The organism is Neisseriaceae bacterium, from assembly GCA_016864895.1.
Taxonomy (GTDB): Bacteria; Pseudomonadota; Gammaproteobacteria; order Burkholderiales; family Neisseriaceae; genus QFNR01.
This window is the reverse complement of the sequence record CP046107.1, coordinates 403,257-430,233: the sequence shown is the minus strand read 5'-3', so window position 1 is coordinate 430,233 and position 26,977 is coordinate 403,257. Positions and strand designations below refer to the sequence as shown.

General features: G+C 34.0%; 14 protein-coding genes and 2 rRNA genes. 13 read left to right on the top strand and 3 right to left on the bottom strand.

Annotation, left to right across the window (positions count from 1 at the left end):
- Window positions 1–575 precede the first annotated feature (575 nt).
- The 5 genes from putP (at window position 576) to rrf (ending at window position 10,344) form a co-directional block, all read left to right on the top strand.
- Window positions 576–2,078 carry a sodium/proline symporter PutP gene (putP, locus tag GKC53_01795; GenBank protein ID QRN40889.1) on the top strand — a complete coding sequence of 501 codons (1,503 nt, stop codon included), beginning with the start codon at window positions 576–578 and terminating at the stop codon, window positions 2,076–2,078.
- 40 nt (window positions 2,079–2,118) lie between these two features.
- On the top strand, window positions 2,119–5,733 hold the full coding sequence (putA, locus tag GKC53_01790; GenBank protein QRN40888.1) for a bifunctional proline dehydrogenase/L-glutamate gamma-semialdehyde dehydrogenase PutA: 3,615 nt from the start codon (window positions 2,119–2,121) through the stop codon (window positions 5,731–5,733).
- A 326-nt stretch (window positions 5,734–6,059) separates the two neighbouring features.
- Window positions 6,060–6,740 (top strand): tetratricopeptide repeat protein, encoded by a 681-nt coding sequence (locus GKC53_01785; GenBank protein QRN40887.1) that lies wholly within the window; start codon window positions 6,060–6,062, stop codon window positions 6,738–6,740.
- A gap of 462 nt (window positions 6,741–7,202) precedes the next feature.
- Window positions 7,203–10,099 (top strand): 23S ribosomal RNA (locus GKC53_01780).
- A gap of 131 nt (window positions 10,100–10,230) precedes the next feature.
- Window positions 10,231–10,344: ribosomal RNA gene (rrf, locus tag GKC53_01775) — 5S ribosomal RNA — on the top strand.
- Window positions 10,345–11,030: 686 nt separating this feature from the next.
- On the opposite strand, the gene GKC53_01770 is transcribed toward rrf, so the two are convergent.
- A complete protein-coding gene (locus GKC53_01770; protein ID QRN40886.1) occupies window positions 11,031–11,627 on the bottom strand; it encodes a hypothetical protein in 597 nt (198 codons plus the stop codon).
- 1,536 nt (window positions 11,628–13,163) lie between these two features.
- On the opposite strand from GKC53_01770, the gene GKC53_01765 reads away from it, so the two are divergent.
- The gene (locus tag GKC53_01765; protein QRN40885.1) at window positions 13,164–14,912 is read left to right on the top strand and encodes an ATP-binding cassette domain-containing protein; all 1,749 of its coding nucleotides are present in this window, start codon (window positions 13,164–13,166) and stop codon (window positions 14,910–14,912) included.
- A gap of 8 nt (window positions 14,913–14,920) precedes the next feature.
- On the top strand, window positions 14,921–16,693 hold the full coding sequence (locus GKC53_01760) for an ATP-binding cassette domain-containing protein (GenBank protein ID QRN40884.1): 1,773 nt from the start codon (window positions 14,921–14,923) through the stop codon (window positions 16,691–16,693).
- A 35-nt stretch (window positions 16,694–16,728) separates the two neighbouring features.
- On the opposite strand, the gene GKC53_01755 is transcribed toward GKC53_01760, so the two are convergent.
- Window positions 16,729–16,896 carry a hypothetical protein gene (locus tag GKC53_01755; GenBank protein ID QRN40883.1) on the bottom strand — a complete coding sequence of 56 codons (168 nt, stop codon included), beginning with the start codon at window positions 16,894–16,896 and terminating at the stop codon, window positions 16,729–16,731.
- A gap of 849 nt (window positions 16,897–17,745) precedes the next feature.
- Between GKC53_01755 and GKC53_01750 the strand changes: the two genes are divergently transcribed.
- Window positions 17,746–18,297, top strand: a complete 552-nt coding sequence (locus GKC53_01750) for a septal ring lytic transglycosylase RlpA family protein (protein ID QRN40882.1) — start codon at window positions 17,746–17,748, stop codon at window positions 18,295–18,297.
- 542 nt (window positions 18,298–18,839) lie between these two features.
- Here GKC53_01750 and GKC53_01745 read toward each other — a convergent pair.
- Window positions 18,840–19,406 (bottom strand): pseudouridine synthase, encoded by a 567-nt coding sequence (locus tag GKC53_01745; protein QRN40881.1) that lies wholly within the window; start codon window positions 19,404–19,406, stop codon window positions 18,840–18,842.
- 1,012 nt (window positions 19,407–20,418) lie between these two features.
- Between GKC53_01745 and GKC53_01740 the strand changes: the two genes are divergently transcribed.
- The 5 genes from GKC53_01740 to tssH all read left to right on the top strand — a co-directional run bounded on the left by GKC53_01740 (window position 20,419) and on the right by tssH (window position 26,970).
- Window positions 20,419–20,943, top strand: a complete 525-nt coding sequence (locus tag GKC53_01740; protein ID QRN40880.1) for a type VI secretion system tube protein Hcp — start codon at window positions 20,419–20,421, stop codon at window positions 20,941–20,943.
- Between the two features lie 99 nt (window positions 20,944–21,042).
- Window positions 21,043–21,489: a lysozyme gene (locus GKC53_01735; protein ID QRN40879.1), complete on the top strand. Its 447-nt coding sequence runs from the start codon at window positions 21,043–21,045 to the stop codon at window positions 21,487–21,489.
- Between the two features lie 24 nt (window positions 21,490–21,513).
- Window positions 21,514–23,346: a type VI secretion system baseplate subunit TssF gene (gene tssF / locus GKC53_01730; protein QRN40878.1), complete on the top strand. Its 1,833-nt coding sequence runs from the start codon at window positions 21,514–21,516 to the stop codon at window positions 23,344–23,346.
- 6 nt (window positions 23,347–23,352) lie between these two features.
- Complete coding sequence (locus GKC53_01725) at window positions 23,353–24,375, top strand: hypothetical protein (GenBank protein QRN40877.1); 1,023 nt, start codon at window positions 23,353–23,355, stop codon at window positions 24,373–24,375.
- Between the two features lie 9 nt (window positions 24,376–24,384).
- Window positions 24,385–26,970 carry a type VI secretion system ATPase TssH gene (gene tssH, locus GKC53_01720; protein ID QRN40876.1) on the top strand — a complete coding sequence of 862 codons (2,586 nt, stop codon included), beginning with the start codon at window positions 24,385–24,387 and terminating at the stop codon, window positions 26,968–26,970.
- Window positions 26,971–26,977 lie beyond the last annotated feature (7 nt).

Genomic DNA, 26,977 nt, shown 5'->3' with positions numbered 1-26,977 from the left:
TTAATGAGATCCATTTGATGGATTATCATAAATGTTTGATATATTCGATGAATAATTACATTATTCTCTATTTTGGGGTGATATTAAGATACAGATGGATGGTCAATAGTTGCAATACTATATAGGGTCTAAAATTGATTTTCAGACAATTTTTTGTTATAGTGTGTGTCACATATATAGAGCATTTGCTTTATGTTGTGTCGTAGGTGCTACAAGGTACGTAAAGAATTCATCCATCACCAGACTGATTGTTGAGCAATGGTAGAATAGCAAAGGACGTTGGTCATGTTCAGTATGAGTCGTACGAAGTGCTCTCCATAGGTCTCTATTCGGTTACTGTTTAGAGGGAGTAGTTTACGGGTAGTTCACTTAATTTTATATTGATTTTATGTATTAATTTTTTGGAAAACTTAATTGTGAAGGTCGGAAAATTACCTTTATTGAGGGGATTTAGGTAATTTGCCTTTGTAATGACAAATATAGATGTTGATTTTAGGCATCTAATCAAGTTAATAATCTGTCCAATAATAATGATACTACTTTAATTTTGTAAATTAAACTTTAGAGGGGGAATAATGGTGCGTTTTGATCCAACTACTGTTACTTTTGTTGTCTATATTGTTATGATGTTATCTATCGGCATTTTAGCATTTTTCTATACTAATAATATCTCAGACTATATACTTGGAGGCAGAAGATTAGGTAGCTTTGTGACTGCTTTATCAGCTGGAGCTTCTGATATGTCAGGTTGGTTGTTGATGGGGCTACCCGGTACTGTTTACTTGTCTGGATTAGTTGATGCATGGATTGCTATTGGTTTAGTTGTAGGAGCATATTTGAATTGGTTGTTTATTTCGGGTAGGTTGAGAGGATTTACTGAAGTATTTGGTAACTCGTTAACACTACCAGAATTCTTTCAACATCGATTTGGTTCTAGATTCTTAAAAGTTATTTCTGCTCTGATTATTTTATTTTTTTTCACCATCTATTGCTCTTCAGGTATGGTAGCTGGTGCAAGGTTATTCCAAAATGTTTTTGGACTTGATTACCATACTTCTCTGTGGATAGCTGCATTAGCAACAATTTCTTATACGTTTATTGGTGGGTTTTTAGCGGTCAGTTGGTCTGATACGATCCAGGGCAGTATGATGTTCTTTGCCTTAATTCTGGTACCGGTAATGGGTATTATTGAACTTAGCGGTTGGGGAAGAACACAAGAAATTATTTATGCAGCAGGAGTGGAAAGAAGTATTGATTACACTAGTTTATTTGGAGACCGTTCTTGGATTGCAATTTTGAGTTTGCTTGCGTGGGGACTGGGTTATTTTGGTCAACCACATATTCTAGCTAGATTTATGGCTGCTAAGTCCATTCATTCTCTGAAAAGTGCTCGTAGGATTGGGATCTTTTGGATGGTTACTTGCTTGGCTGGTTCTGTACTTATTGCGTACATAGGTATTGGTTATTTTTATCATTTTCCAGAATTGGCAGGAGTGGTACAAAAAGATACAGAACAGGTGTTTATTGAATTATCTAAAAAATTATTTAATCCATGGGTAGCAGGATTTCTATTATCAGCCATATTGGCAGCTATTATGAGTACATTAAGTTGTCAGCTGCTAATATGTTCTAGTGCTATTGCTGAGGATCTTTATAAAGGATACATTCGTAAGAGTGCAGTACAGCTTGAGCTAGTGTGGATTGGAAGGTTAATGGTTGTTGCAGTCGCATTGATAGCAATTTTTATAGCTCAAAATCCTAATAGTGGGGTGTTGGATTTGGTTTCATATGCATGGGCAGGATTTGGTTGTGCATTTGGTCCATTAATTATTTTTTCACTATATTGGAGAAAGACTAACCTATTTGGTGCTCTAGCTGGCATAGTGGTGGGTGCAGTAACTGTAATTGCTTGGAAAAACTGTTTGAATAGTGATATCTATGAGATTATTCCAGGCTTTATTTTTTCGTCAATGGCGATAGTTGTAGTTTCTTTGTTGACTCAAAGATATTCATGTCAAAATAACCAGAAGAATTTTGAAAAAGCGATAGCGCTGTTTCGCCAGCAATCTTTTAAATAATGAATAAAAATAAAAATAAAAATATATGAGGGATCTTGTAATGGTAAGTTTTACACACAAAAAACCAAAGTTACGTCAAATTATTACTGAAGCTTATCGAAGGGATGAAGATGAAGCAGTAAAATACTTACTTAGTCAAATTCAACTATCTTCATCTGAACGTCAGAGAATCGCGGATAATGCAAGACGATTGATCCAAAGAGTGCGATCTGAACGTGTAAAATCTAGTGGTGTGGATGCATTAATGCATGAGTTTTCTCTTTCAAATGAGGAGGGGGTTGCATTAATGTGTTTGGCGGAAGCTTTGTTGCGAATTCCGGATAAAAAGACTCAGGATCTATTGATTAAAGATAAATTGAGTCATCCGAATTGGATGAGCCATATTAACAATAGTGATTCTATCTTTGTGAATGCTGCGGCTTGGGGGTTGTTGTTCACAGGTAAACTAACTCAAGATTATAAGGAAAAAAATCTTAAATCAGCTTTATTCCGAGTTCTTAATAAAGGCGGTGAGCCTTTAATTCGTAAAGGAATTCATTTTGGTATGCGTTTATTAGGAAAACAATTTGTAACAGGGGAAAGTATTGATGAGGCTTTACAAAATGCTAAAAAACGTGAATCAAGAGGTTATCGTTACTCTTTCGATATGCTTGGTGAAGCAGCACTTACACAACAGGATGCACAAAGATATTTCCAAGATTATGTAAATGCTATTTATAAAATTGGAAAAGATGCTACAGGAAGGGGAGTGTATGATGCGAATGGTATTTCAGTCAAACTATCTGCAATTCATCCACGTTATCAACGTTCTCAGTATCGACGAGTTATGTCAGAATTGTTACCTAGACTAAAAGAATTATTTTTATTAGCAAAGCAGTATGACATTGGTTTAAATATTGATGCAGAAGAGGCTAATCGTCTGGATTTGTCATTAGATATTATTGAGGAACTAGCGTTTGATCCAGACTTGGAAGGGTTTCAAGGTATAGGTATAGTTGTTCAAGCATATCAGAAACGTTGCCCTTATGTGATTGATTATTTGGTTGATTTAGCTAAAAGAAGTCATAAAAGGTTCATGGTTCGTTTAGTGAAAGGAGCTTATTGGGATAGTGAGATTAAAGTTTCACAGGTCGAGGGGTTGGAGGGTTTCCCAGTTTATACAAGAAAAGCTTACACTGATCTTTCTTATCTAGTATGTGCTAAAAAATTGTTACAGTATCAGGATGAGATTTACCCTCAATTTGCAACACATAATGCTTATACAGCATCTGCTATTTTTGAGTTTGGTAAAGGTTTAGACTATGAGTTCCAATGTTTACATGGAATGGGTGAGACTTTATACGATCAGGTTGTTGGGGATGATCAATGGAAAAAGCAAGTTCGAGTATATGCCCCAGTGGGGACACATGAAACTCTCTTGGCTTATTTAGTTCGTCGTCTATTAGAAAATGGAGCTAACACTTCTTTTGTTAATCAGATCATGGATAAAAATATCTCTATTGATGATTTGCTTCAATGCCCTATTGATATATCAAAACAATATCAAGGAAAGAGTCATCCTGCATTGAAATTGCCGAGAGATTTGTACCCTAAACGTCTTAATTCATGTGGTTTAGATCTGTCAAATGAACAAGTTTTGAGTAGTTTAGAAAATAAAGTAAATGAGTACAGTTCTTTATATTTCAAAGTATGTTCCTTAACTGCTTTACCTGATGAGCAAGAAATTCATGAATCAGCTAAAGAGGTATTAAATCCTAGTTGGCATCAGGATAAATTGGGAGAAATAAGTTATTTAAAACAAGAATACGTCGGTGATGTTGTACGTATTGCACAGCTAGCTCAAAAAAAATGGTCACAAACCCCAATAAAAGATAGAGCTGAGTATTTACGTTCCTTTGCTTTGAAGCTAGAAGAAAAGATACATTTTTTTATTGTGCTAGCGGTACGTGAGGCTGGCAAGACTTATCCAAATGCTATAGCAGAAATTAGAGAGGCAATAGATTTTTGTCGTTATTATGCAGATGAAGTAGAAAATTTGACATTTAACACACCTTCGCCATTAGGTACACTGATAGCAATTAGTCCATGGAATTTCCCATTAGCAATTTTTATTGGTGAATTAGTCGCTGCATTGGTAGTAGGTAATACTGTGATTGCTAAACCAGCTGAACAAACTTCTATTATTGCCTATTATGCAGTAAGGTTATTGCATGAGATTGGTATACCTAAAGATGTTTTACAATTAGTATTAGGTGATGGTGAAATTGGTGCTAGTTTAACTCAAAATCCAAGTATTCGAGGTGTTATTTTTACGGGCTCAACTCAAGTGGCACATTTAATTAATAAGTCTTTGGCCAGAAATATAGACAATCCGATATTAATTGCAGAAACTGGTGGGCAAAATGCTATGATTGTGGATAGTAGTGCTTTGACAGAACAAGTGGTTTTAGATGTTCTCAATTCTGCTTTTGATTCTGCAGGACAGCGTTGTTCTGCTTTAAGAATATTATGTTTACAAAACGAAATAGCAGATAAAACCATTGAAATGTTAATTGGTGCAATGAAGGAGTTGAAAGTTGGTAATCCACTTGAGTTGGATACGGATATTGGAGCAGTTATTGATAAAGAAGCACAGAATAATTTATTATCTCATATTGAAAAGATTAAAATGTCAGCAGTCAATAGCTATAGTCTCCAATTAGATGAGAGGCTAAAGGGTACTTTTGTGCCCCCTACTTTGGTTGAGCTCAAGAATTTAAATGAGTTGAAGCAAGAAGTTTTTGGTCCGGTATTGCACGTTATTCGCTTCAAAAGAGAAGAGTTAAACACCTTGATTCAAAATATTAATGCTAAGGGTTATGCTTTGACTCATGGTATCCATAGCCGTATTGATAGTCAAATAGCTAATATTATTGAGAGAATACAGGCGGGTAATATTTATGTTAATCGAAATATTGTAGGTGCCGTGGTAGGTGTCCAACCTTTTGGTGGTCATGGTTTATCTGGGACAGGTCCTAAAGCAGGTGGGGCTTTTTATTTACAAAAAATCGCAGAATTATCACCTTGGGAATTTCCCCCAGTTAAGGGCGAATTTGATAATAATAACTCCCGATTTAAGTCTGTATTAGACACAGTTATGTCTTTACCCATAGAAGACGACATGAAATCTTTTATTGTCAATAACGTTGAAAAACTACTGAATCAGAATCAGTTGATAGGATGTAGAGTTGATCTGACCGGTCCAACAGGTGAAGATAATTATTTGACTTATCGAGTACCTGAGAGTGTATTGTTGTTGGGCGATCAGATAGATCGATTATTAGTTATTTTCTGTAATCTTGCGCTATTGGGGGTTAATGTTTTTATCTTAGAGAACAATATTCTTTCTCAATATTATGAGTTACTTCGTAGTCTAGGGTTAAACATCATACGAGATATTTATCAAGCTTCATATCAACATGTTGTTGTTAGTAGTCGGTTATCAAGGGAGATACAGGTGAGTTTAAGTCAATATGAAGGATCTATTCTTAAAATTATTGATATGAGCAAACATTTTGATTTCTTGCCATTGTATCATGAGATTTCAGTTAGTGTTAACACTACTGCAGCTGGAGGTAATGCAAGTTTAATGTCTTTGTCTGATCATCTGGATTAAATAATAAAATAAGGTTATGAACTAAGGTGTAGGGTTGATTATAATCAAAGCTTGTGACTGATTAGATATTTCGTTATAATATTCATGTGGTTACCTATGGTTTATCTATGGATGAGTTTGATTAAATAAAGTAATTGAATATAACGGAGTGAATTAATTTAGCACGAGCTTTTTGCAATCAACCGAGTTTTGTGTAGTGTGTTCGAAATTATTTATATCAATAGAAAAATACTATTTTTACGTATAAATTAATAGTTAAAATCTCTGCAGTGTATATGCTGGTAACTGATTTATCAGGTTCTGTTTCAATGTGAGTTTAGAGAAGTATGAAAGTTTTTTTGGTCTGGATGATGTTCTTTTCATTCTTAGGGTTGTTTGGTTGTGCTAATGATTATGATTATAAAAAGGTTGAGCAAGCGGCAGTCCAAGGGGATGCAAAGGCTCAGGTATTGTTAGGGTTATACTATGTGAATGGTAAGCATGGTTTTCCTCAAGATATTCAAAAAGCTTTTCAATGGTTTGAGAAAGCAGCTTTGCAGGGGAATTCTGATGGTGAATTAAATTTAGGAATTACATATACTAAATTTGGTACTGAAGATGGCTATAAAAAAGCAAAAGAATGGTTTGAAAAATCAGCAGCTCAAGGCAATACACAAGCGATATATAGTTTAGGTTTTTTACATCATGAGGGGTTAGGAGTAGAAAAAAACTTACAAAAAGCAATAAGGTATTATGAAATAGCAGCCAAACAGGATCAATTGGATGCTATGTATAATTTGGGGAATTTATATGCAACAGGGGAAGGTGTTCCTCAGGATTATAAAAAAGCAGTAGAGCTTTGGAGGAAGGTGTCGGCTAAAGGTGAGCCAGATGCGTTATATAACCTTGGCATAATGTATTTGACAGGAAAAGGTGTTGAGAAATCATATATCAATGCTAAAAAATTATTCAAACAAGCGTGTAAAAGAGGTGGTCAACCAGCTTGTAAGATTTTGAACCAACTATAAACTATTTAAAATTTTTATGGATATGTAAACAGTTTGAGAAATTCTATAAGAATACCTTGAGCGCTCATTTTATTTATATGTTTAGTTGCCGTTATTTTTATCATCTAGACAATTAGGTTAAATTTTATAAATATTCTTAAATATAGTGAAATTTCCACAAAAGGTAGTTGCAAAGTAGATAATAGTTGGATATAATGTTTTTCTTTCTCGTATTATTACGAATGATCTTTAACAATTGAGAAGCCGAAATCAAACACAATGAATAGAGTTGTAAAGTGATATTGAATATTGGTGAGATATGACGATACGACGAATAATTGGGTAATGATTGTATCTAAAAGAAGAGATTTATAAGGGGGACAAGAGGCCTTATAAATTGAGCATTAATCTTTATTAGAGTAGGGAGCTTAAGTATTATTGCTAGTCAACGGTGGTAATATGAAGTCAGAGGTTCTTGAAATGATAGAGTCAAGTGATTTAAGTGCATCAGGTGGATGCCTTGGCGATGATAGGCGAAGAAGGACGTGATAGTCTGCGAAAAGCTTCGGGGAGTTGGCAATAAGCATTGATCCGGAGATATCCGAATGGGGAAACCCGCCTAGTATTAACTAGGCATTTTTAACTGAATACATAGGTTAAAGAAGCGAACCTAGGGAACTGAACCATCTAAGTACCTAGAGGAAAAGAAATCAACCGAGATTCCGTAAGTAGTGGCGAGCGAAAGCGGAGGAGCCTGTATATGATAATTAGTGATTTAGGAGAACAACTTGGGAAAGTTGGCCATAGAGGGTGAAAGCCCCGTATTTGAAAGATTGCTAATGGTACTAAGTATACGAGAAGTAGGGCGGGACACGAGGAATCCTGCTTGAAGATGGGGGGACCATCCTCCAAGGCTAAATACTCATCATCGACCGATAGTGAACTAGTACCGTGAGGGAAAGGTGAAAAGAACCCCGGGAGGGAGTGAAAAGAACCTGAAACCTGATGCATACAAACAGTGGGAGCTACATTTAATGTAGTGACTGCGTACCTTTTGTATAATGGGTCAACGACTTACATTCAGTAGCGAGCTTAACCGGATAGGGGAGGCGTAGGGAAACCGAGTCTTAATAGGGCGATAGTTGCTGGGTGTAGACCCGAAACCGAGTGATCTATCCATGTCCAGGATGAAGGTTAGGTAACACTGACTGGAGGTCCGAACCTACTAATGTTGCAAAATTAGAGGATGAGGTGTGGATAGGGGTGAAAGGCCAAACAAACTCGGAGATAGCTGGTTCTCCCCGAAAACTATTTAGGTAGTGCCTTAAGAGCATACTCACGGGGGTAAAGCACTGTTATGGCTAGGGGGTCATTGCGACTTACCAACCCATGGCAAACTCAGAATACCGTGAAGTAAATTCTTAGGAGACAGACATCGGGTGCTAACGTCCGGTGTCGAGAGGGAAACAACCCAGACCGCCAGCTAAGGTCCCGAATGATCAGTTAAGTGGAAAACGAAGTGAGAAGGCATAGACAGCTAGGATGTTGGCTTAGAAGCAGCCATCATTTAAAGAAAGCGTAATAGCTCACTAGTCGAGTCGTCTTGCGCGGAAGATGTAACGGGGCTCAAACTGATAACCGAAGCTGCGGATATATACGTAAGTATGTATGGTAGGGGAGCGTTCTGTAGGCCGAAGAAGGTGCATTGAGAAATGTGCTGGAGGTATCAGAAGTGCGAATGTTGACATGAGTAGCGATAAAACGAGTGAAAAGCTCGTTCGCCGAAAGCCCAAGGTTTCCTACGCAACGTTAATCGGCGTAGGGTGAGTCGGCCCCTAAGGTGAGGCAGAAATGCGTAATCGATGGGAAACGGGTTAATATTCCCGTACTTATTTATAGTGCGATGTGGGGACGGAGAAGGTTAGGTTATCAACCTGTTGGAATAGGTTGTTTAAGCATGTAGGTAGGACACTTAGGCAAATCCGGGTGTTCAATACTGAGGTGTGATGACGAGGACTTACGGGTCCGAAGTAACTGATACCCTGCTTCCAGGAAAAGCCACTAAGCATAGCTATAAATGAACCGTACCGCAAACCGACACAGGTGGGCAGGAAGAAAATTCTAAGGCGCTTGAGAGAACTCAGGAGAAGGAACTCGGCAAAATGACACCGTAACTTCGGGAGAAGGTGTGCCCTTGGTATGTGAAGAGCCTGCGCTCGGAGCAGAAGGGGGCCGCAGAGAATCGGTGGCTGCGACTGTTTACTAAAAACACAGCACTCTGCAAACACGAAAGTGGACGTATAGGGTGTGACGCCTGCCCGGTGCTGGAAGATTAAATGATGGGGTGAGAGCTCTTGATTGAAGTCCCAGTAAACGGCGGCCGTAACTATAACGGTCCTAAGGTAGCGAAATTCCTTGTCGGGTAAGTTCCGACCTGCACGAATGGCGTAACGATGGCCACACTGTCTCCTCCTGAGACTCAGCGAAGTTGAAGTGGTTGTGAAGATGCAATCTACCCGCTGCTAGACGGAAAGACCCCGTGAACCTTTACTGTAGCTTTGCATTGGACTTTGAAGTTGTATGTGTAGGATAGGTGGGAGGCTAAGAAATAATGACGCTAGTTGTTATGGAGCCATTGGTGAAATACCACCCTTATAACTTTGAGGTTCTAACTTAGGTCTCTGAATCGAGATTAAGGACCGTGCATGGTAGGCAGTTTGACTGGGGCGGTCTCCTCCTAAAGCGTAACGGAGGAGTTCGAAGGTTACCTAGGTCCGGTCGGAAATCGGACTGATAGTATAATGGCATAAGGTAGCTTAACTGCGAGACTGACAAGTCGAGCAGGTGCGAAAGCAGGACATAGTGATCCGGTGGTTCTGAATGGAAGGGCCATCGCTCAACGGATAAAAGGTACTCCGGGGATAACAGGCTGATTCCGCCCAAGAGTTCATATCGACGGCGGAGTTTGGCACCTCGATGTCGGCTCATCACATCCTGGGGCTGTAGTTGGTCCCAAGGGTATGGCTGTTCGCCATTTAAAGTGGTACGTGAGCTGGGTTTAGAACGTCGTGAGACAGTTTGGTCCCTATCTGCAGTGGGCGTTGGAAGTTTGACGGGGGTTGCTCCTAGTACGAGAGGACCGGAGTGAACAAACCTCTGGTGTACCGGTTGTCACGCCAGTGGCATAGCCGGGTAGCTAAGTTTGGAAGAGATAAACGCTGAAAGCATCTAAGCGTGAAGCTCGCCTGAAGATGAGACTTCCCTGGAGATATAATCTCCCTAAAGAGACGTTAGAGACTATGACGTTGATAGGTCGGGTGTGTAAGTGCGGTAACGCATGAAGCTAACCGATACTAATTGCTCGTGAGGCTTGATTCTATCATTTGAAGGACTTCAGATGATGAAGGTTAATGTAACGGAGATATAGTGATTAAGATAGAGGCTTCTTGATTAAAGATAAGAAGATAAGTAGTAATAAAGAATAAAAAATAGAGAATATAAAACAAGATTGTTTGGTGGTCATAGCGAGTTGGCTCCACCCCTTCCCATCTCGAACAGGACCGTGAAACGACTCAGCGCCGATGATAGTATGGATTACCCATGTGAAAGTAGGTCACTGCCAAACTAATTACAATAAAGCCCTTGACTTATGCTTATGCGGTCAAGGGCTTTGCTTTTTTTACCGGATCTGGTTATCTCATAATTCGAACATGGTAAAACCAAGCTAGCTTTAGATAACCAAACAATTATTTTTGCTATTGAATACTTAAATGTAAAGAGAATGACTAAAAATCATTATTTGTTTAAAAGTATCAATGATTTCATCTATCTTTCGTCGCAACACTATCAGAAATGTTGTTGTGATGTCGCAACACTATCAGAAATGTTGTTGTGATGGAGATTTTTATACACATCATCGCAGATCCCTACGATATTGAAAAAGCTAATACTACACTAATATTTGTAGCTGCATTGATTGTTTATCAGGGGGCTCTGTGTTACATAAGGCAAGTCCAATTTCTATGTTCAAAGATATAGGTGTTCTTAGTTTATAGTGACAACAACAAGTTTTAGAACTAGCGGAAAATCTATCTATTGGGTGATCTATTACCTAACCCCTTATATTTGTTCTAAATAAATAACAAACCTAGACCAACTATAATCCTATATGAGTCAAACGAAACTTACTCTAATAGCGTTAGTGTAGAAAGAGTCGTTCAAAAATGATATCCAAAAATATTAGCTACCTACTTGGCAAGGGGACAGGTAGTATGTAGCTATATGGGTTGCTGTGACTTGTCTCTTTTTTCTTTAGTTTTTAATTTTTTCTTCTTCGAATATATTGTAGAGGTAATGTGATGCTTCACCGCAGAATTGTTTACCTCTGAAAATTCGTTCGAAAATAACATCTTGACCACTGTATCTTCTTACGATATGTACATGAGAGGAAGCAAATAAAAATCCAAGTGGCCCTTGAGTAAAACCGACTCTTTCTATATCTTGCCATCTGAAGAACATATACCCTTTTGTCCAAGGAAGCAAACCTACTTTTGCGTAGATACCTTTTTCATTGAAACATAAATTTTGCTGTCTGATGGAAAAAAACAGATAGGCGTATGTTAACAATAGGAGAATCCAAGCTAATCCATCTTTTGTGGACATAGTATCTTTTTCATTTTCTTTTTGTTGTTTTTTCTTGGCGATTTTATGATGTTGATTCTTTTGTTTTTGAGTTGTTTTTTTCTCAGTAAGCACTTTTTTATTATCATCGCTGTCAACAAAATATTCGGTAATAATATATTCGGTAATAATATGTGCAGCTACATATACTGGGATACAAATGAATGGCAATAGTATTAATGAAATACAATATGAAATTAAAGATTTTCCGTAGTATTTTGATTGCATAAATGTTCTTTCTGTAAGAATTAGTTTTAATTTTTAGGAAATTAAAAATTGTTTCAATTTTTTGTTTTTTTAATCTTTACTATTTTAAAGCACAAGAATCTTTAAAACATTCACACCAAAACTTAATTGATCTCGGTGAGTCTGTATTTCAGTGGGATGCGCGAAGCACCATCCATCCACAATAGCACGTGTTCTACTTAAAATATTACAAGCACGTCACAATGTAATATCTATCGCATTTTATTCCTACTAGATAAAAAAAGCAATTACTCTTAATAATTGTGTTAATGACCTTAGTACTTAGGAACAGGATGTGCAACATTTGTTAAAATTTATATACTTCCCATAGGAAATTTTGTAGCACTCTCGTGGAGATTACATCTCATTTTTTAGTTTAAGGGTAAATTTTAGGTATAGTTTTTAAGCCTTTACTTTAAAAATTTTAGTAGAGAAATTTTAAAAATAGATTTCTCTATAAAAATAATTGAGTTAAATTTAGTGTCCTGGGTTATTTTTAGGAACATTAAAAAAGGAAAAATAACAAAAATATTCATTAATAAAATAAATGTTTTATCATTAAATGAATTTTTAATACGTGTTTTTTAAATTAATAACTTATTTTGCAAAAATAGGTATAAATAAAAGATAGTATTTTAACTTCTTTTTTTTAGTTCAAATTTTATTAAATCAATTTGTTATGAGTGTTTACTTTTTTTGTATATGTTCACCAAGAACAATTAGAAAAAATTCTAATTTCGCACTTTTGGGTTGTTATAGAAAAAGTTAACAAACAAAAGTGTTGGTAAAAAAACATTAACTAAATACATGTATCACATACTTAAGTGTGTGTTGTTAACTTTTTTGGCCTTGGTAAATTTTTTTTGTAAGTTATTGATAGTTCATTTGCATAAATGATGATTATTTACTCAGTAGAGGTTTATTTATGTGAAAAACAATGCGTAATAATTAATATTATAAAGTTTTTGACAATACAATATTGTAAATAATTTTATAGAGAACAAATATTTATCTATATGGGAAAAAAGTCTACAGCTTCTGTTAACTTTTTTTGATACCTAACTATGGCATACTCTCTAATTATCCTGCTTATATTTGATGACATAAGTAAATAGGCTTAAATTAAAAAAAAGCTTAACTTAAACTATCTCCATCAATTTTGAGTTGAATTCGAGAAGTTGCTTGAACTGGGGGGGTGAATATAAGATTTATACAATATGATTGTTGCCAAATAATTAATTAGTTACTTGCCTAATTAGTTTAGTACCTTAGGTAACTAAATGACAATTTATGTTTAGATAATCCAGAATGATAACCCTTGGTTGAATAAACTTAGGGTAATTGCTGGGGGGATACTCATATTACTAAGTATTAGAATTCAAACATGACTGAGCTGAGTTGTTTTGATTAACACTTTGTTCAGAGATCTTTAATAAGAAATTTTATTTTAGTATAGCAACATTGATAACCTTAAACTATAATGATAAGAATTATCATTATAGTTTAAAACTTCTAATTATGGGTAAAAAAGACATCAAGTCAATCACCGAACCAGTACGATCAAAAATTAATATTTCAATTATATTAAGCTGTATTTCAGTAGTGGCTAATATTTCTTCTTTGATGAGTATGGCACTTTTAGCAAAAGTTTTAATTTCAGGGAATATTACATTCAACCTATTTATTTCATTATTGCTTGTTGTATTAATTTTAAACTTAGTCAGTATGTATACGAGATTAAAATCAGTAGACATTTCACATTTTGCTTCTTATGATTTAGAACTTTTATTGCGCTCACGTTTAACACAACATATTGCCAAGATGCCTCTGGGTGAAATTTATCGATTGGGGCAAGGAACACTTATTAAAGTTTTACAAGACGATGTGAAAGGCATTCATGCTTATGTAGCAGATGCCCCACCTTTAATGGCAAGAGCAGTGATAGCACCTATTTTAATTGTTACTACCTTATTATTTTTAAGTTGGAAATTAACACTATTCTTAATCATTTTAGTAATGATCATTGTCATTATTGCTAGAATTTCGTTACCTAATATCCAAGATAGAATGCAAGAGTATAATGATTCAAGAGAAAAAATTAGTGCATCAATTATCGAGTTTGTACAAGCTATGCCTATTGTTAAAATATTTGATAGTGGGACAAGTTCTTTCAAGCGTTATAAAGATTCATTATTAAAACATCAGTCTATGATGCTTGGTTGGTATCAACAAGCTGGATTAGGATATAAAATTTCTATGTGTTTATTGAATCCCATTCCAACGCTTATTGGAATTTTATGGTTTGGTTTTTATTGGTGGCAAAACCAACAATTAGATTTTATTTATTGGTTAGCTATCTTGTTGATAGGTAATTGTTTAATTGAAACTATTACGCCATTTATGTTCCTTCAAGATGCCTTACAAAAAGCAAAAATATCGATAAGGCGTATTTTAGAAATTGAGTCTACACCAACTTTGTCAATTAGTGAACATCCACAAAGTATTCAAAAGCATGATATAGAGTTTGATAATGTGAGTTTTAGGTATTATGACAATAAAAGTGATTGGATCTTAGAGGAAGTAAGTTTTTTTATAAAAGAAAATACATTTACTGCAATTGTTGGTGCTTCTGGCTCTGGTAAAAGTACGTTGGCTCGTTTAATACCAAGATTTTGGGATACTACGGTAGGGGCTATAAAAATTGGAGGTACAGATATCAAAAATATACCTACTGAAGAATTGATGAACACAATTGCCTTTGTCTTTCAGGATAATTTTTTATTTTATGATTCTATTATTAATAATATCAGTTACGGCTTACAAAATGTAGATAGAAAAGATGTTATTACAGCAGCTAAAAAAGCACAAGCTCATGAATTTATCTGTAAATTGCCTAATGGCTATGATACATTGGTAGGTGAAGGGGGTTCTTTTTTATCTGGGGGGCAGAGGCAGAGGATCACGATTGCAAGAGCTTTTTTACAGAATAGACCCATTTTAATTTTAGATGAGGCAACAGCTCATGCTGACCCTGAAAATGAAGCTTTATTGATCAAAGCAATTTCTCAATTAATTAAAAATAAAACTGTTATCATGATAGCCCATAGGTTATTTACCATTAGAGATGCACATCAGATATTAGTTTTAGATCAAGGTCGCATTGTGGAGCAGGGACAACATCAAGATTTATTAGATCTAGGACAGCATTATTATAAACTGTGGCAGGCATATGATAAAGCTCAATCTTGGCAACTACTAAGAGAATAAGGATTTTTATGAAAAAATTACTTCAAAATATAAATTTGAGTAAGGAAACCTTTAGTCAAGTTATTAAAGCAAGTGGGCAGTATCAAAGAAAATTGAAATTAACGTTCATATACAATTTTATTTCAGCGCTGTTATTAGCTATTTTATTGACTAGTTTGTATCCGGTATTTGATGCCATCCAATGGCTAGACTATAAAAATTTAGTCGAATATTTGGTTATGACATTAATTTTGGGTATTTTGAGTTTAGTTTTTAGATTCTTGTCCCTTAATTATGATATGGATGGATATAGTGTTAAAGCTGGTACGGATCTACGCTTAGAATTGGGTGATCATTTAAGAAAAATACCGTTAGAAAAATTACACCAAAGACGATCAGGAGAACTAAATGCCATTTTTTTAGGAAATGTTGAAGAGGCTATTAGTTACACCTCTACGATTACTTCATTAATTATTTTTTCAGTGACTGTTCCAGTGGTTGTAACTATAGTAATGTTTTTTATAGATTGGAGATTGGGTCTGATGTTATTAGCAATTTTTCCTTTTTCTTTTGGTTTGTATATATGGAGAAGACCCGCATTTAATCGAGGATTTACTTATTTAGCAAATGCAGTACAAAAAATGAATGCTGAATTGGTTGAATTGATACAGGGTATCTCAATCATTAAATCGACCAATACCATATCAAATAATCTTAATCAATATCAAAAATTATGTGAGCAAGTTAATAAAATTCAGTGTATGGGGCAAAAGAAAGGTGGGAAACCTAATCTGATTATTGCATTAACAATAGAGTTAGGGTTATACCTTGCAATTGTACTGGGATCTGTTTGGGTAGTAACTGGTTCTCTTGGGGCAACTGTTGTAGCTACAATGATGGTCATTTTTGTTCGATTTAATGAAATGTTTAGTAATTTAGTTTTATATGTAGCAGTAATGGAGGTTTTGGGTGTTGGTTATAAAAATATAACCGATTTATTGAATATAGAAAAGCAAAAAGTATCTAGTGGAATTATTAAAATACCAGAAAATTATACCATTACATATGAACATGTTAGTTTTTATTATGAAAATAACGACTCTATTATTTTGAATGATATTTCTCTTGAGTTCCAAGACAGAAGTATGACTGCGATAGTGGGTGGGAGTGGGTGCGGTAAATCAACTTTAATTCGTTTATTAATGCGCTTTTCTGATATCCAGAAAGGATCTATTAAGATTGGAAATGTAGATATTAGAGAAATGCCTATAGAATATTTAATGAGCTTAATAACGGTTGTATTTCAGGATGTCTATTTATTTAATGATACTATATATAACAATATTAGGATGGGTAGGTCTGATGCTACTGAGGAAGAAATTTATCAGGTGGCTAAGCTAGCACAATGCCATTCTTTTATCACTAGATTACCAGATGGCTATGATACTATAGTCAGTGATAATGGAAACAATTTTTCAGGTGGAGAAAAACAAAGAATTTCTATCGCTCGTGCTTTATTAAAAAATTCTCCCATAGTGGTATTAGATGAGCCTACAGCCTCTTTGGATGTTGAAAATGAACTTGCAGTGCAAAGCGCAGTCACAGAATTAGTAAAAAATAAAACCGTAATAGTGATTTCTCATCGTTTAACCACAATTAGTGGTGCTGATAATATTATTGTTCTAGACAATGGTACAGTCCTGGAAAGTGGGAAACATGATCATCTATTAAGCCATTCTAAGACGTATGCCAACTTTTGGAATTTACAACAATCAATAGACAAAATTCAATTAATAAATTAAGAGACAATTTTAATAAATACAAAAACAACAAAATTTTATTTTTGTAGTTTATTTAAAAGAGCTTCACAATTTTGTCGCATGTTACTTTGTTTAATAACTTCTTGGTTAAGTAACTTTATTTGATCAATGTAACCAGCTTCAGTATTCCCCACAGAAGATACTTCTTTATTCATAGGAATTTGATTTGTAATTGCTACACCCATGAATATTCCTATAATTAACATAGAGATCGATGAAACCATGGTTAGCATTAGTATTTTTTGGAACATTTCACACTTTCAAGGTAAATGGGTTAATATAAGCTATAAGCTCTGGTGATTCTAAATCAATGGAGTACTTAAGTACCTTTGTTTTTTTAGTTTATGTCTTTTGTCAAATAGCAATGGTAATAGTATAACGCTATTGGCAATGACTTACTGAATATCATGTCCGATTATGCTATATTTTTTCTCTCATTTGTATATTAAACAATAATAGACCACAAAGTAATTTAAATAAAATAGCAAATGGCAGCTTATGTCATAAATTTACAAATACCCGGGTTGTAACCTTGGTTATCTGAATGACAGAAGTAATGATTATCCACCTTTTCATGCACTAGAGGAATCAGATAGTTCATCAGGAGGATCTTTGTATCTTATCTGCTCGTTTATGTTGTTTATTAATTTAAAAAAGTTACATTTAATTTGTCGTGGTAGAGCCAAAAGGTGGCAGAAGGTATTTTTGTCCGTATACATGAAATTTTTTGGATTTTAGGCAATAATTGTAGTACTTCTCATTTTTCTGTAGATTTACAAGATTGTTGTGTATTCGCTACATTACAAGTTTTTTAAATCCAGTAATTAATTACAGTAGTATAGAGGGATATGAGCTTAGTTAAAATTAATGTCTAATATCCATAAAGAATTAAAAAACAAAGGGGGAAGGTTAATCTATAGAGTTAATTATGTAGTCAAGTTAAAATGAGGAGTAACAAGAAAATAATTAGATAATTTTGAAAAATTATCTTGTTACAATGCAATTTTTAATTTTTTTTTATTTTTAGGATTTGAATGAAAAAAATTTTAGTATTTGCGGTAGTAAGTAGGTTGTTAATTCATCATTCATTAGCTTCAAGTCTGGATAGCCAGGTTTTTATTAGTAATTTATTTGATCCTGTTGTGAATGATGATTCAACGAGACATAAAAATTTTGTTATTCAATCATCTAATTTTAAGCAGTTGGGGGCTAGGATCATTAAAAATAAACAGGTAGTAGACGATATTTTGATGAATAGTACAGCCTCTAAATTTCAGAAAGAACAGGTTGTTAAATTTGAACAAACAGGTTTAGCTTCTTGGTATGGGAAATCCTTTCATGGTAGACGTACTGCTTCAGGTGAAATATATGATATGTATAAGATGACAGCTGCACATAAAAAATTGCCTTTGAATACTAAAATTAGAGTGACTAATTTAAAAAATAATAAAAGGGTTACTTTAAAGGTCAATGATAGAGGCCCATATATGGGAAAGAGAATTTTAGATGTTTCTTACGTAGCCGCTCAAGAGTTGGGGTTCGTTTCCAAAGGTGTTGCTAAAGTTAAAGTTGAGATACTCGAATAGTAGACAAGTTTTTTCGAACAGCATGATACCATATGTTTGATGAATTAAATGTGTTTTTAAATGAGTTGACAAATTAAAAAAGATTGTTATGGTTAGAGTATAAATTTATTATTAATGTACTAAAGATTTGAGAAATTATATTTATCGTAAACAAAATGTGGGATAAATATTGTCATAGAAATGTTAAAAAAATTCTTATCAAAAAAAATATGCTTTAAAAGTGATTTAGTTCAGTTTTATCTTTATTTAAGATTACGGCAATCCTTTGAAAATATTTCATTATCCTGATCAAGATATTTTTTTTCTAATAATTTTAGTCATGATGTAATAAGCCGACTGTGTGATCAGCTAGTTCGAGAAAAAATTAGTCTTCATTGCAACATTATAGTCCTATTTTGATAATAGGAATTGGTTGCCAAAATATCCATTGGGTTCAATAGGGATTTGGGAAGGTGAGAAGTTAATTAGTTAGTAGAATAATCATTCTTTATTGAAAAATAGATACAAAAAAACAAACAAGATTAGTGGTAGATACTAATTTTTTATGGCAAGGTTGAAACTAATTGATATTGACCTAAAGATAAGTTTATATCGAATAAATTGATTCTGCCTATCTGAATCCGAATGAGGCGTAAGCAAGGATAGCCAACATGAGCTGTCATCTTTCTTACTTGTCGATTTTTTCCTTCTTGTAAAGTGATAGCAATCCAAAAGTCAGAGATACTCTTTCTCATCCTAATGGGAGGAACTCTTGGCCATATTTTAGCAATTTCATGAGTTTCTAATAGACGAAATTTGGCAGGTTGGGTGATGAAGTCCTTAAAATGAATTTCAGTTTCTAAAAGCTTTAATTTTCTTGTATCAGGAACTCCCTCTAATTGAGCAAAATAGGTTTTATTTTGTTTAAATTTAGGATGACTAACTTGATGTTGTAAACGTCCATCATTGGTTAACATAAGTAAGCCTTCACTGTCCATATCTAAACGACCCGCAGGATAGTAGTTGGGAATGTCAATATAATCTTTTAGAGTTGGATATTTTTCGTGAGGTGAAAATTGGCAGACCACCCCGTAAGGTTTATTAAAAAGAATAATAGGAATATTAGACATAATTTTTAATGTAACAGTTAATAGTAAGTCTTTTTTTGTATGAAATGATAAGTAACAGTCACTAGCCAAACATCATACTTACTATTTAAAAAAACAGCAAATATTAACATAAAAAAATAAATAAATCATTTATTAATCAATATATTGAAATCATAGAATTTAATTTTTCTAAAGTTTACATGGGTGGTATGCGTTCATATTATTTTGTTATTAAAATATAGTGAACTCATATTGATATACTGAGCCGATCAAGTTGGAAATTTTTGTTTTGAGTGAACCATAATTGTTTACCAGAAAGTTAAATTCTTTGATCGCAGAGAACTATTTTTTTACGATTGATATTTTATTTGTTATGGATACTTAATTCTTTAGGGTGGATATGGTTAAGCAATTAGGTGCTATGGACTGCTGGTAGTGCTATGGACTGCTGGTAGTAATAAATACTGATGAAACAATAAATACTTAAGAAGTAGGACGTTCTTGGTTGGATTTGGGAAGTGAATGGTGTAGTAAGGTTATCATGATGAATCTATTAAGTATGTAATCTACTAATTCAGTTGGCATAAGATAGTAAATCTCATTCTTTTAGAGTAAGTAATAAGTTACTTGGTGAGTATAGATTATTTTTTTGTTTATATATTTTCACTTATGATTTTCTAATACTGTTGTATGTGTGGTTTTTTTCTTAAATTTTTTTTTAGCTTGTATGTAAAATAAAATATAGCGTACATGGTGAATTCCATCTATGTAGAGAATAGATAATGGCATTATTCTAATTAAAAGATATAGCAGCAAGTCAAAAAAGCTTGTAAAACAACTGGATGTTATACGATAATCGTGAGCGAACATGAATTTTTTAATGACTTGTTCATTGCGTGTTGATGATGTTTGTTTCAGTCATTAACAGCTACGTGAATTGTAAATTAATGTTTCCTTTAAATAATTAATGGAAAAAGTTAGAAAGTTAAGTTGTTAATTTAAATTGATTTTGATAATTAAGGAGAATCACATTATGGCAGCTTTAGTCGACTATTTTTTAAAGATAGATGGTGTACAAGGGGAATCACTTGATAGTGTTTATAGGGGCTGGATTCAACTACAATCTTGGCAATGGGGAGAAGAAAATTCTGGTCATTGGGGATTTGGTGCTGGTGGTGGTGCTGGTAAAGTAGAGATGAAGGACTTTGAATTTCATATGGTTACCAATAAGGCGTCACCTAAATTATTTTTGCTTTGTGCAACGGGTGAACATATTAACAAGGCAGAATTAGTATGTAGGAAGGCTGGTAAAGGTCAGCACGATTTTCTACGAGTAACTTTTAGTAATTGTCTAGTATCATCATTTTATACGAGAGGTAATATTCTTATTGAGAATAGATCAAGAAAAGATTTTGAAGAGCATCCAGTATTGCCTGTGGATGTTATCAAGTTGAATTTTGCTCGTATTGAAGTTGAATACAAAGAACAAAATAATGATGGTACTATGGGTGCCGCTATTAAAGCAGGTTATGATTTGAGAACCAATACAAAGATCTAATTTAGTAATTGTAGAGGGATAGGAGAAGGGAATAGATGGTTCTCTTCTTCTGTGTTTTGTATTATTTTTGCTTTACATAAACAGTGTGGGTGGCTTTGAATGAAAACTTCTTCTCCTGTGTTATTTGATAAGTTGAGTTCACAAACCTTTCGAAAAAGGGGGGCTTCTTTTTTTCAAGAGACTTTGTCTAGGGATATTGAAAATTTATTGAATGATGCTTCCCACAGTGCTTACTTTGATCTAAGAAATTATGAGTATGTTGATAATTCTGTTTTAAATTTAGGATCTTCTGTTTTTAATGAGTCTATACCTATTAATACTAATCCTATAGTTCTTGCTGAGAAAATAACAGAGATACTATCTAAATTTGAGCCTAGATTGGATTCTAATTCGATAAGGGTTACACCGATCATAGACAAAACGGATAATCAAGTATTGTCTATACTATTTGATATACAAGGCATATCTAATATCAATGGAGATAGAATCGAAATAAATTTAAGAATAGCACTTGATTATTCTTGTGGGGTGGTTAGTATTTTTTAAGGAAACTACTTTTTTGGTTGTGTTATGAAAAATAACGAATTTTTGGATTTTTATAATGAAGAGCTTTATTACCTAAGGGAAATAGGAAAAGAATTTGCTCGTGAAAATCCACAAGTAGCTCAATATTTGGGGATGTACTCGGATGAGATTCAGGATCCTTTTGTTGAAAGGCTACTTGAAGGGACTGCTTTTTTATCTGCTAGAGTCCAACAAAAATTATCTAATGAGCAACCTGAGATTGCAGTTCAAATGCTATCTAGGTTGGCGCCTCTGTGGTATACACCAACACCTTCTATTTCAATGATTGCGATCGAGCCTGATTTGACTTATCCACAGTGGAATGAGGATGTTTCTCTGAAAAGGGGGAGTAAGGTGATTATGAAGGATTCATCCTTATCAGGTAGACCAGCAACTTTTGTTACATCTAGAGATGTTGTAGTACAACCCTTAGTAATAGACCAGGCTGTGTGTTCTGTCGTACCAGCATCTTATATACCAGAATCAGTAGTAAATTATTTCAATGACTCTTTATCACATATATGCGTTAAATGTAGTACGAAATATTGTTTACCTTTATCTGAGTTAAAATTAGATCCTTTTGTAGTTACTTTTGCAGGGGATTCAGTTAAGGCAAACCAAATTTTTCATAGTATTTTTTCGGAGTCTCTTAGGATTGTATTATGGTCTAAATCTCAGTCTAAGATTTACTCTAAAGTTTTAAATCCATCTTGTATGGAACTATTTGGTATTTTAGATGAAGATGCATGTTTACCAGAAGCTGTAGGTGAATTGCCGGGTAGTAGGATAATGAAAGAGTATCTTAATTTTCCTTCTAAGTTCTTGAGTTTAAAGCTTACTGGTGTTCAACAATTTTTAAGTGAAATAACAGATAGTTATGAATTTGAAATAATTTTTATTTTAAAAAATAGAGATTTGAGTTTGATTGATAATATTAGTTCTTCAAATTTTAAATTATTTGCTACACCAATTGTTAATTTGTACCGAAAAAGGTGTGATCCAGTCTTAATAAATAACTTGAAATTTGAGCACCCTGTCATTGTTGATAAAAATGATCCTACATTATACAAGATACACCATATAGCCGAGGTTGTCGGTATTTTACCTGATGGGCAAGATATTATTTTCTCTCCACTTCATATGGATGCTAAATATGATGAAAATGATGCCAGATGTGGTTATTCTATTAGAAGAAGGCAAAGTAAGATAGAGACTAAGCATTATAAAAATGATGATTTGGGTATGGATGATGTTTTTATAACCCTTTCTTCTGGCGATACTTCTATTGATTTGGATAAGCTAAGTTCGCTGTCTGTAGTTGCTTATGTTTTTGACAGGAATTTGAATCCTAAGTTATTACAGAGTCCCTCTTTGTCATTGGAGAAATCACTTCCTATTTTAGGTATTGAATTGTTATATGCACCAAGTAGGCCAGTTGATTTCCCTGATATAAATCTAGCTTGGAATGCTCTACAGATACTCTCGGACAGTCCTTTTAATTATACAAAAGGTAGAGTAAATAATTGTGCCAGATTTATCAAAAATTGGTTATATTTTTTTGCTAATAGTAAAGAATTATCACAAATTAGTCGTATAGAAAGTATCTCTGAGGTTATTTTCGAACATTGTTATACCAGATACTATGGCAAGGGACCCATTACCTGGGCTAGGGGTATAGAAGCTACCTTAAATATTCTTTCAAGAAATCATTCAGATAAGGGAGCTCTATTGTTTGGAACTGTCCTTTATCATGCTTTGTCTGAATATTGTAATTTAAACCAAAGCTTACTTATGAATTTAAATATTGATGGTAATCAAGTTGTGCTGTTAAAGGGATAATTTAAAATGTATATCGGATCAGTTAATTCAAAATTACCAGCTTTAGATGAGTATATTGAAATTATTCCAAACATTTCTGTTAATCAAGATTTTTTTGAGTTAATGAGGAGAGTTGATAAGGTATGGGAGCCTCATTCAAGGCTAGGGCAAAGTAGAGATAAATATTTTTTTAAGATTAGAATAGAACAACCAGCAGATATGTCCTTTGCGACAAAAGAGGTTTCTGGTTTAAGGCAAATTGTAAAGAAAAAAGGAAAGCCTCCTTTGGTCGTTATACAAAGTAGACATTTTGGTTTATTCGCACCATATGGCCCTATGCCTATGTTTGTAACTGAGCATGCAAGAAGCGAATATATTTTAAATAAAAATAAAGCATTTGAAAAATTCATGAATGTAATTAGCCAGAGATTTGCCTTGTATCAGTATCGTAGTTGGTCACAGTTGAATGTTGCAGTTGGCCATGACAAATCTGAATCTAATGCTTTTCAAAATAAGATGGATCAAGTTACAGGCATAGTTGATGGCGATTTTAATGATTTTAAATATGATGCACATATTAAAAAGGTGAGAAGATCATTTCCTGGTGCTTATGTGGGTGGAAAGACTTCATTAAATCAGCTTAAGAAGATTATAAATCATTATTTTAATGTGAGAGTCAATATAATCAGAAGATATCCTACTTGGATAACTCATAAAAATGATACTAAATTTATATTAGGGAAAAATTTATTGGGTAGTAAATTTTATAGTGTTGAATACAGTGCTTTATTGGAACTGGGGCCTTTTTATGATGAAAGTTATCTAGATTATGATAGGGGAGAAGATAAATTAAAAATATTAATAGCTATATGTAATGATTTTGTAAGATATTTATTAGATTTTCATGTTGTGTTATGCATCGAAACTAATCCTGAATCGAGAAAAGGGTTCAAAAATATGAAAATGGGTAAAAACTCTTGGCTTAAGTCCAAAAAACAAATGATAAAGAAAGTTGTTTATTCTCCGAGTGTTAATAATAAATTAAATTAGGTATAAATTATGTATAAAAGAGAGCTCTTATTTTCAAAATTGGGTAGTTTTGCTAATAAAACTTTGGTTGAGGCCACTAGGCTGTGTCGAGTTTATAGACATCAATATGTTGAGTTAGAACATTGGTTAAAAGTTTTATTGGATAGGGAAGAAAGTGATGTTTTCCAAATACTAGACAGATATGATGTGGATATTTCTGGTATGAATATTAGATTGGAACGAATTATCCATACGATGCCTAATGTATCTAGTGTTGTGAATGATATTTCTACTAGGTTGGAAACCTCGGTAGAAAGGGGGTTGATTATCTCACAGATACAAAATTCATCTTCATCTATAAGGACGGGACATATACTACTGGGGATTCTAAGCGACAATGATTTTCGGAGGTGGTTATACCGGCTAGATGCCGAGTTTGAAAAAATTGATACACAAGAAGCCATAGAGCAGTTTGATATTATTTTACAAGATTCAGTTGAGTATGAACAATTAGCCCATGAAATTGATAAAAGTAATAGCAATATAGATTTCGCAAAAAAACAAGATTCAGCTTTAGCACAAATAGAAGAATGGTGTATTGATGTTACGAAAGAGGCTGAGAGTGGTGAAATAGATCCAGTAGTAGGTAGAGAATCTGAGCTTAGGCAAGTTATCGATATTTTATCAAGGAGAAGACAAAATAATCCCATATTAGTTGGAGAGGCAGGTGTTGGTAAAACAGCTTTAGTAGAAGCTCTGTCCCTTAAGATAATTAAAGAAGAAGTCCCTGAGTTGTTAAAAAAGGCTAGAGTGATGTCTCTTGACCTTGGTAAGTTACAGGCAGGAGCAGGCGTTAGAGGAGAATTCGAAAGTAGGTTAAAGAAATTGATTGAGGCTATTCAATCAAGTGAATTTCCCATACTGTTATTTTGTGATGAAGTACATACACTTATTGGAGCAGGAGGGCAGGAAGGTACTGGTGATGCAGTTAACTTATTAAAGCCAATGTTAGCGAGAGGGGAATTACGTATGATAGGTGCCACAACATGGTCTGAGTATAAGCAGTTCATTGAACCAGATACAGCTTTGACTAGAAGATTTCAGAGTGTGTATATAGATGAACCTGATGAACAAAAGGCAATTGATATGATTAGAGTGGTTGCACCTTATTTTGCTGATTATCATAATGTAATTATTAGGGATTCTGCTATTGTATCAGCTGTTAAACTTTCTCGTAGGCATTTACCACTTAGACAATTACCAGATAAAGCTATTAGTCTGCTTGATACAGCTTGTGCGAGGGTATCAAGTAGTTATGACATTGTGCCATCTTCTGTTGAAACATGTCAGGCAAAGTTAGATTTATTGAAGATTGAGTTAAATTCTCTGGAAAAAGAGGCGTCGTTGGGTGAAGATATAACTGAAAGAAAGAAAGAGTTAGAGGAACTTATTGCTAGTATTGAGAAGGAAATTCAAACATTAAATCAAAAGTATAACAAGGAAAAAGAATTAGTTGCCAAAATGTCTAGTAATGACGATGCTTCTGATAAGAAAGATATTATTAGTGAATTAGAATTACTTCAACATAATAATCCATTAGTTTTTCCTTGGGTAGATGAATCTGTGATTTCAGATGTTTTGTCTGATTGGACAGGTATTCCATCAGATAGAATGATTCAGGACGATTTGGAAAACTCTTTAAATTTAGAACAAAATATGAATAATCGTATTTTTGGGCAACCAGAAGCCATCCATGAAATTGCGAGTAAAGTTAAAATTGCTATATCAGGAGCCCAACCTAATGATGGCCCTTTAGGCGTATTTTTATTAACTGGTCCTTCTGGAACTGGCAAAACAGAAACAGCACAGGTATTGGCTGACATGATGTACGGTGGAAGACATAATTTAATTACTTTTAATATGACTGAATTTCAAGAATCACATTCTGTATCGGTATTAAAGGGTGCTCCTCCTGGCTATGTGGGGTATGGTAAAGGGGGTAAACTGACTGAATCGGTAAGACAGAGGCCTTATTCTGTTATATTGCTTGATGAGTTTGATAAAGCTCATCCTGATGTGCACGAAATCTTTTATCAGGTTTTTGATAAAGGTTGGATGAAGGATGGAGAGGGAAGGATAATAAGTTTCAAACAATGTTATATTTTTTTAACAAGCAATATTGGGAGTGAAGAGATAGAGGAGGTTGTAACTGAAGAGTCAGATATTACGATAAATAAACTTAAAGTATTAATACATGACAAGTTAGTTAGTAAATTATCTTTGGCTCTTTTGGCAAGAATGGATGTCATTCCATATAGACCATTAAATGAGGAATCTTTATTAGCAATCGCAAATGTAAATTTGATGAGATTAAAAAACCATTTCGAGCAAGAATTAAAAATTGAATTTAAGTTTGATAAAAGTGTTGGTAGTTGGATCGTAGAAAAAGTTATTAATCATCCTAATAGTGGGCGGGCAATTAGGTCTTTATTAGAGAAAACAATTCTCCCACCAATTAGTGATAGGTTGCTTTTATCTAAGAAGAGTAGTGAAAAAATAAAGAAAATTGTATTAGGTTTGGATCATCAGGCAAAAATGGTAATTGATTTTGAATAAAACTTAA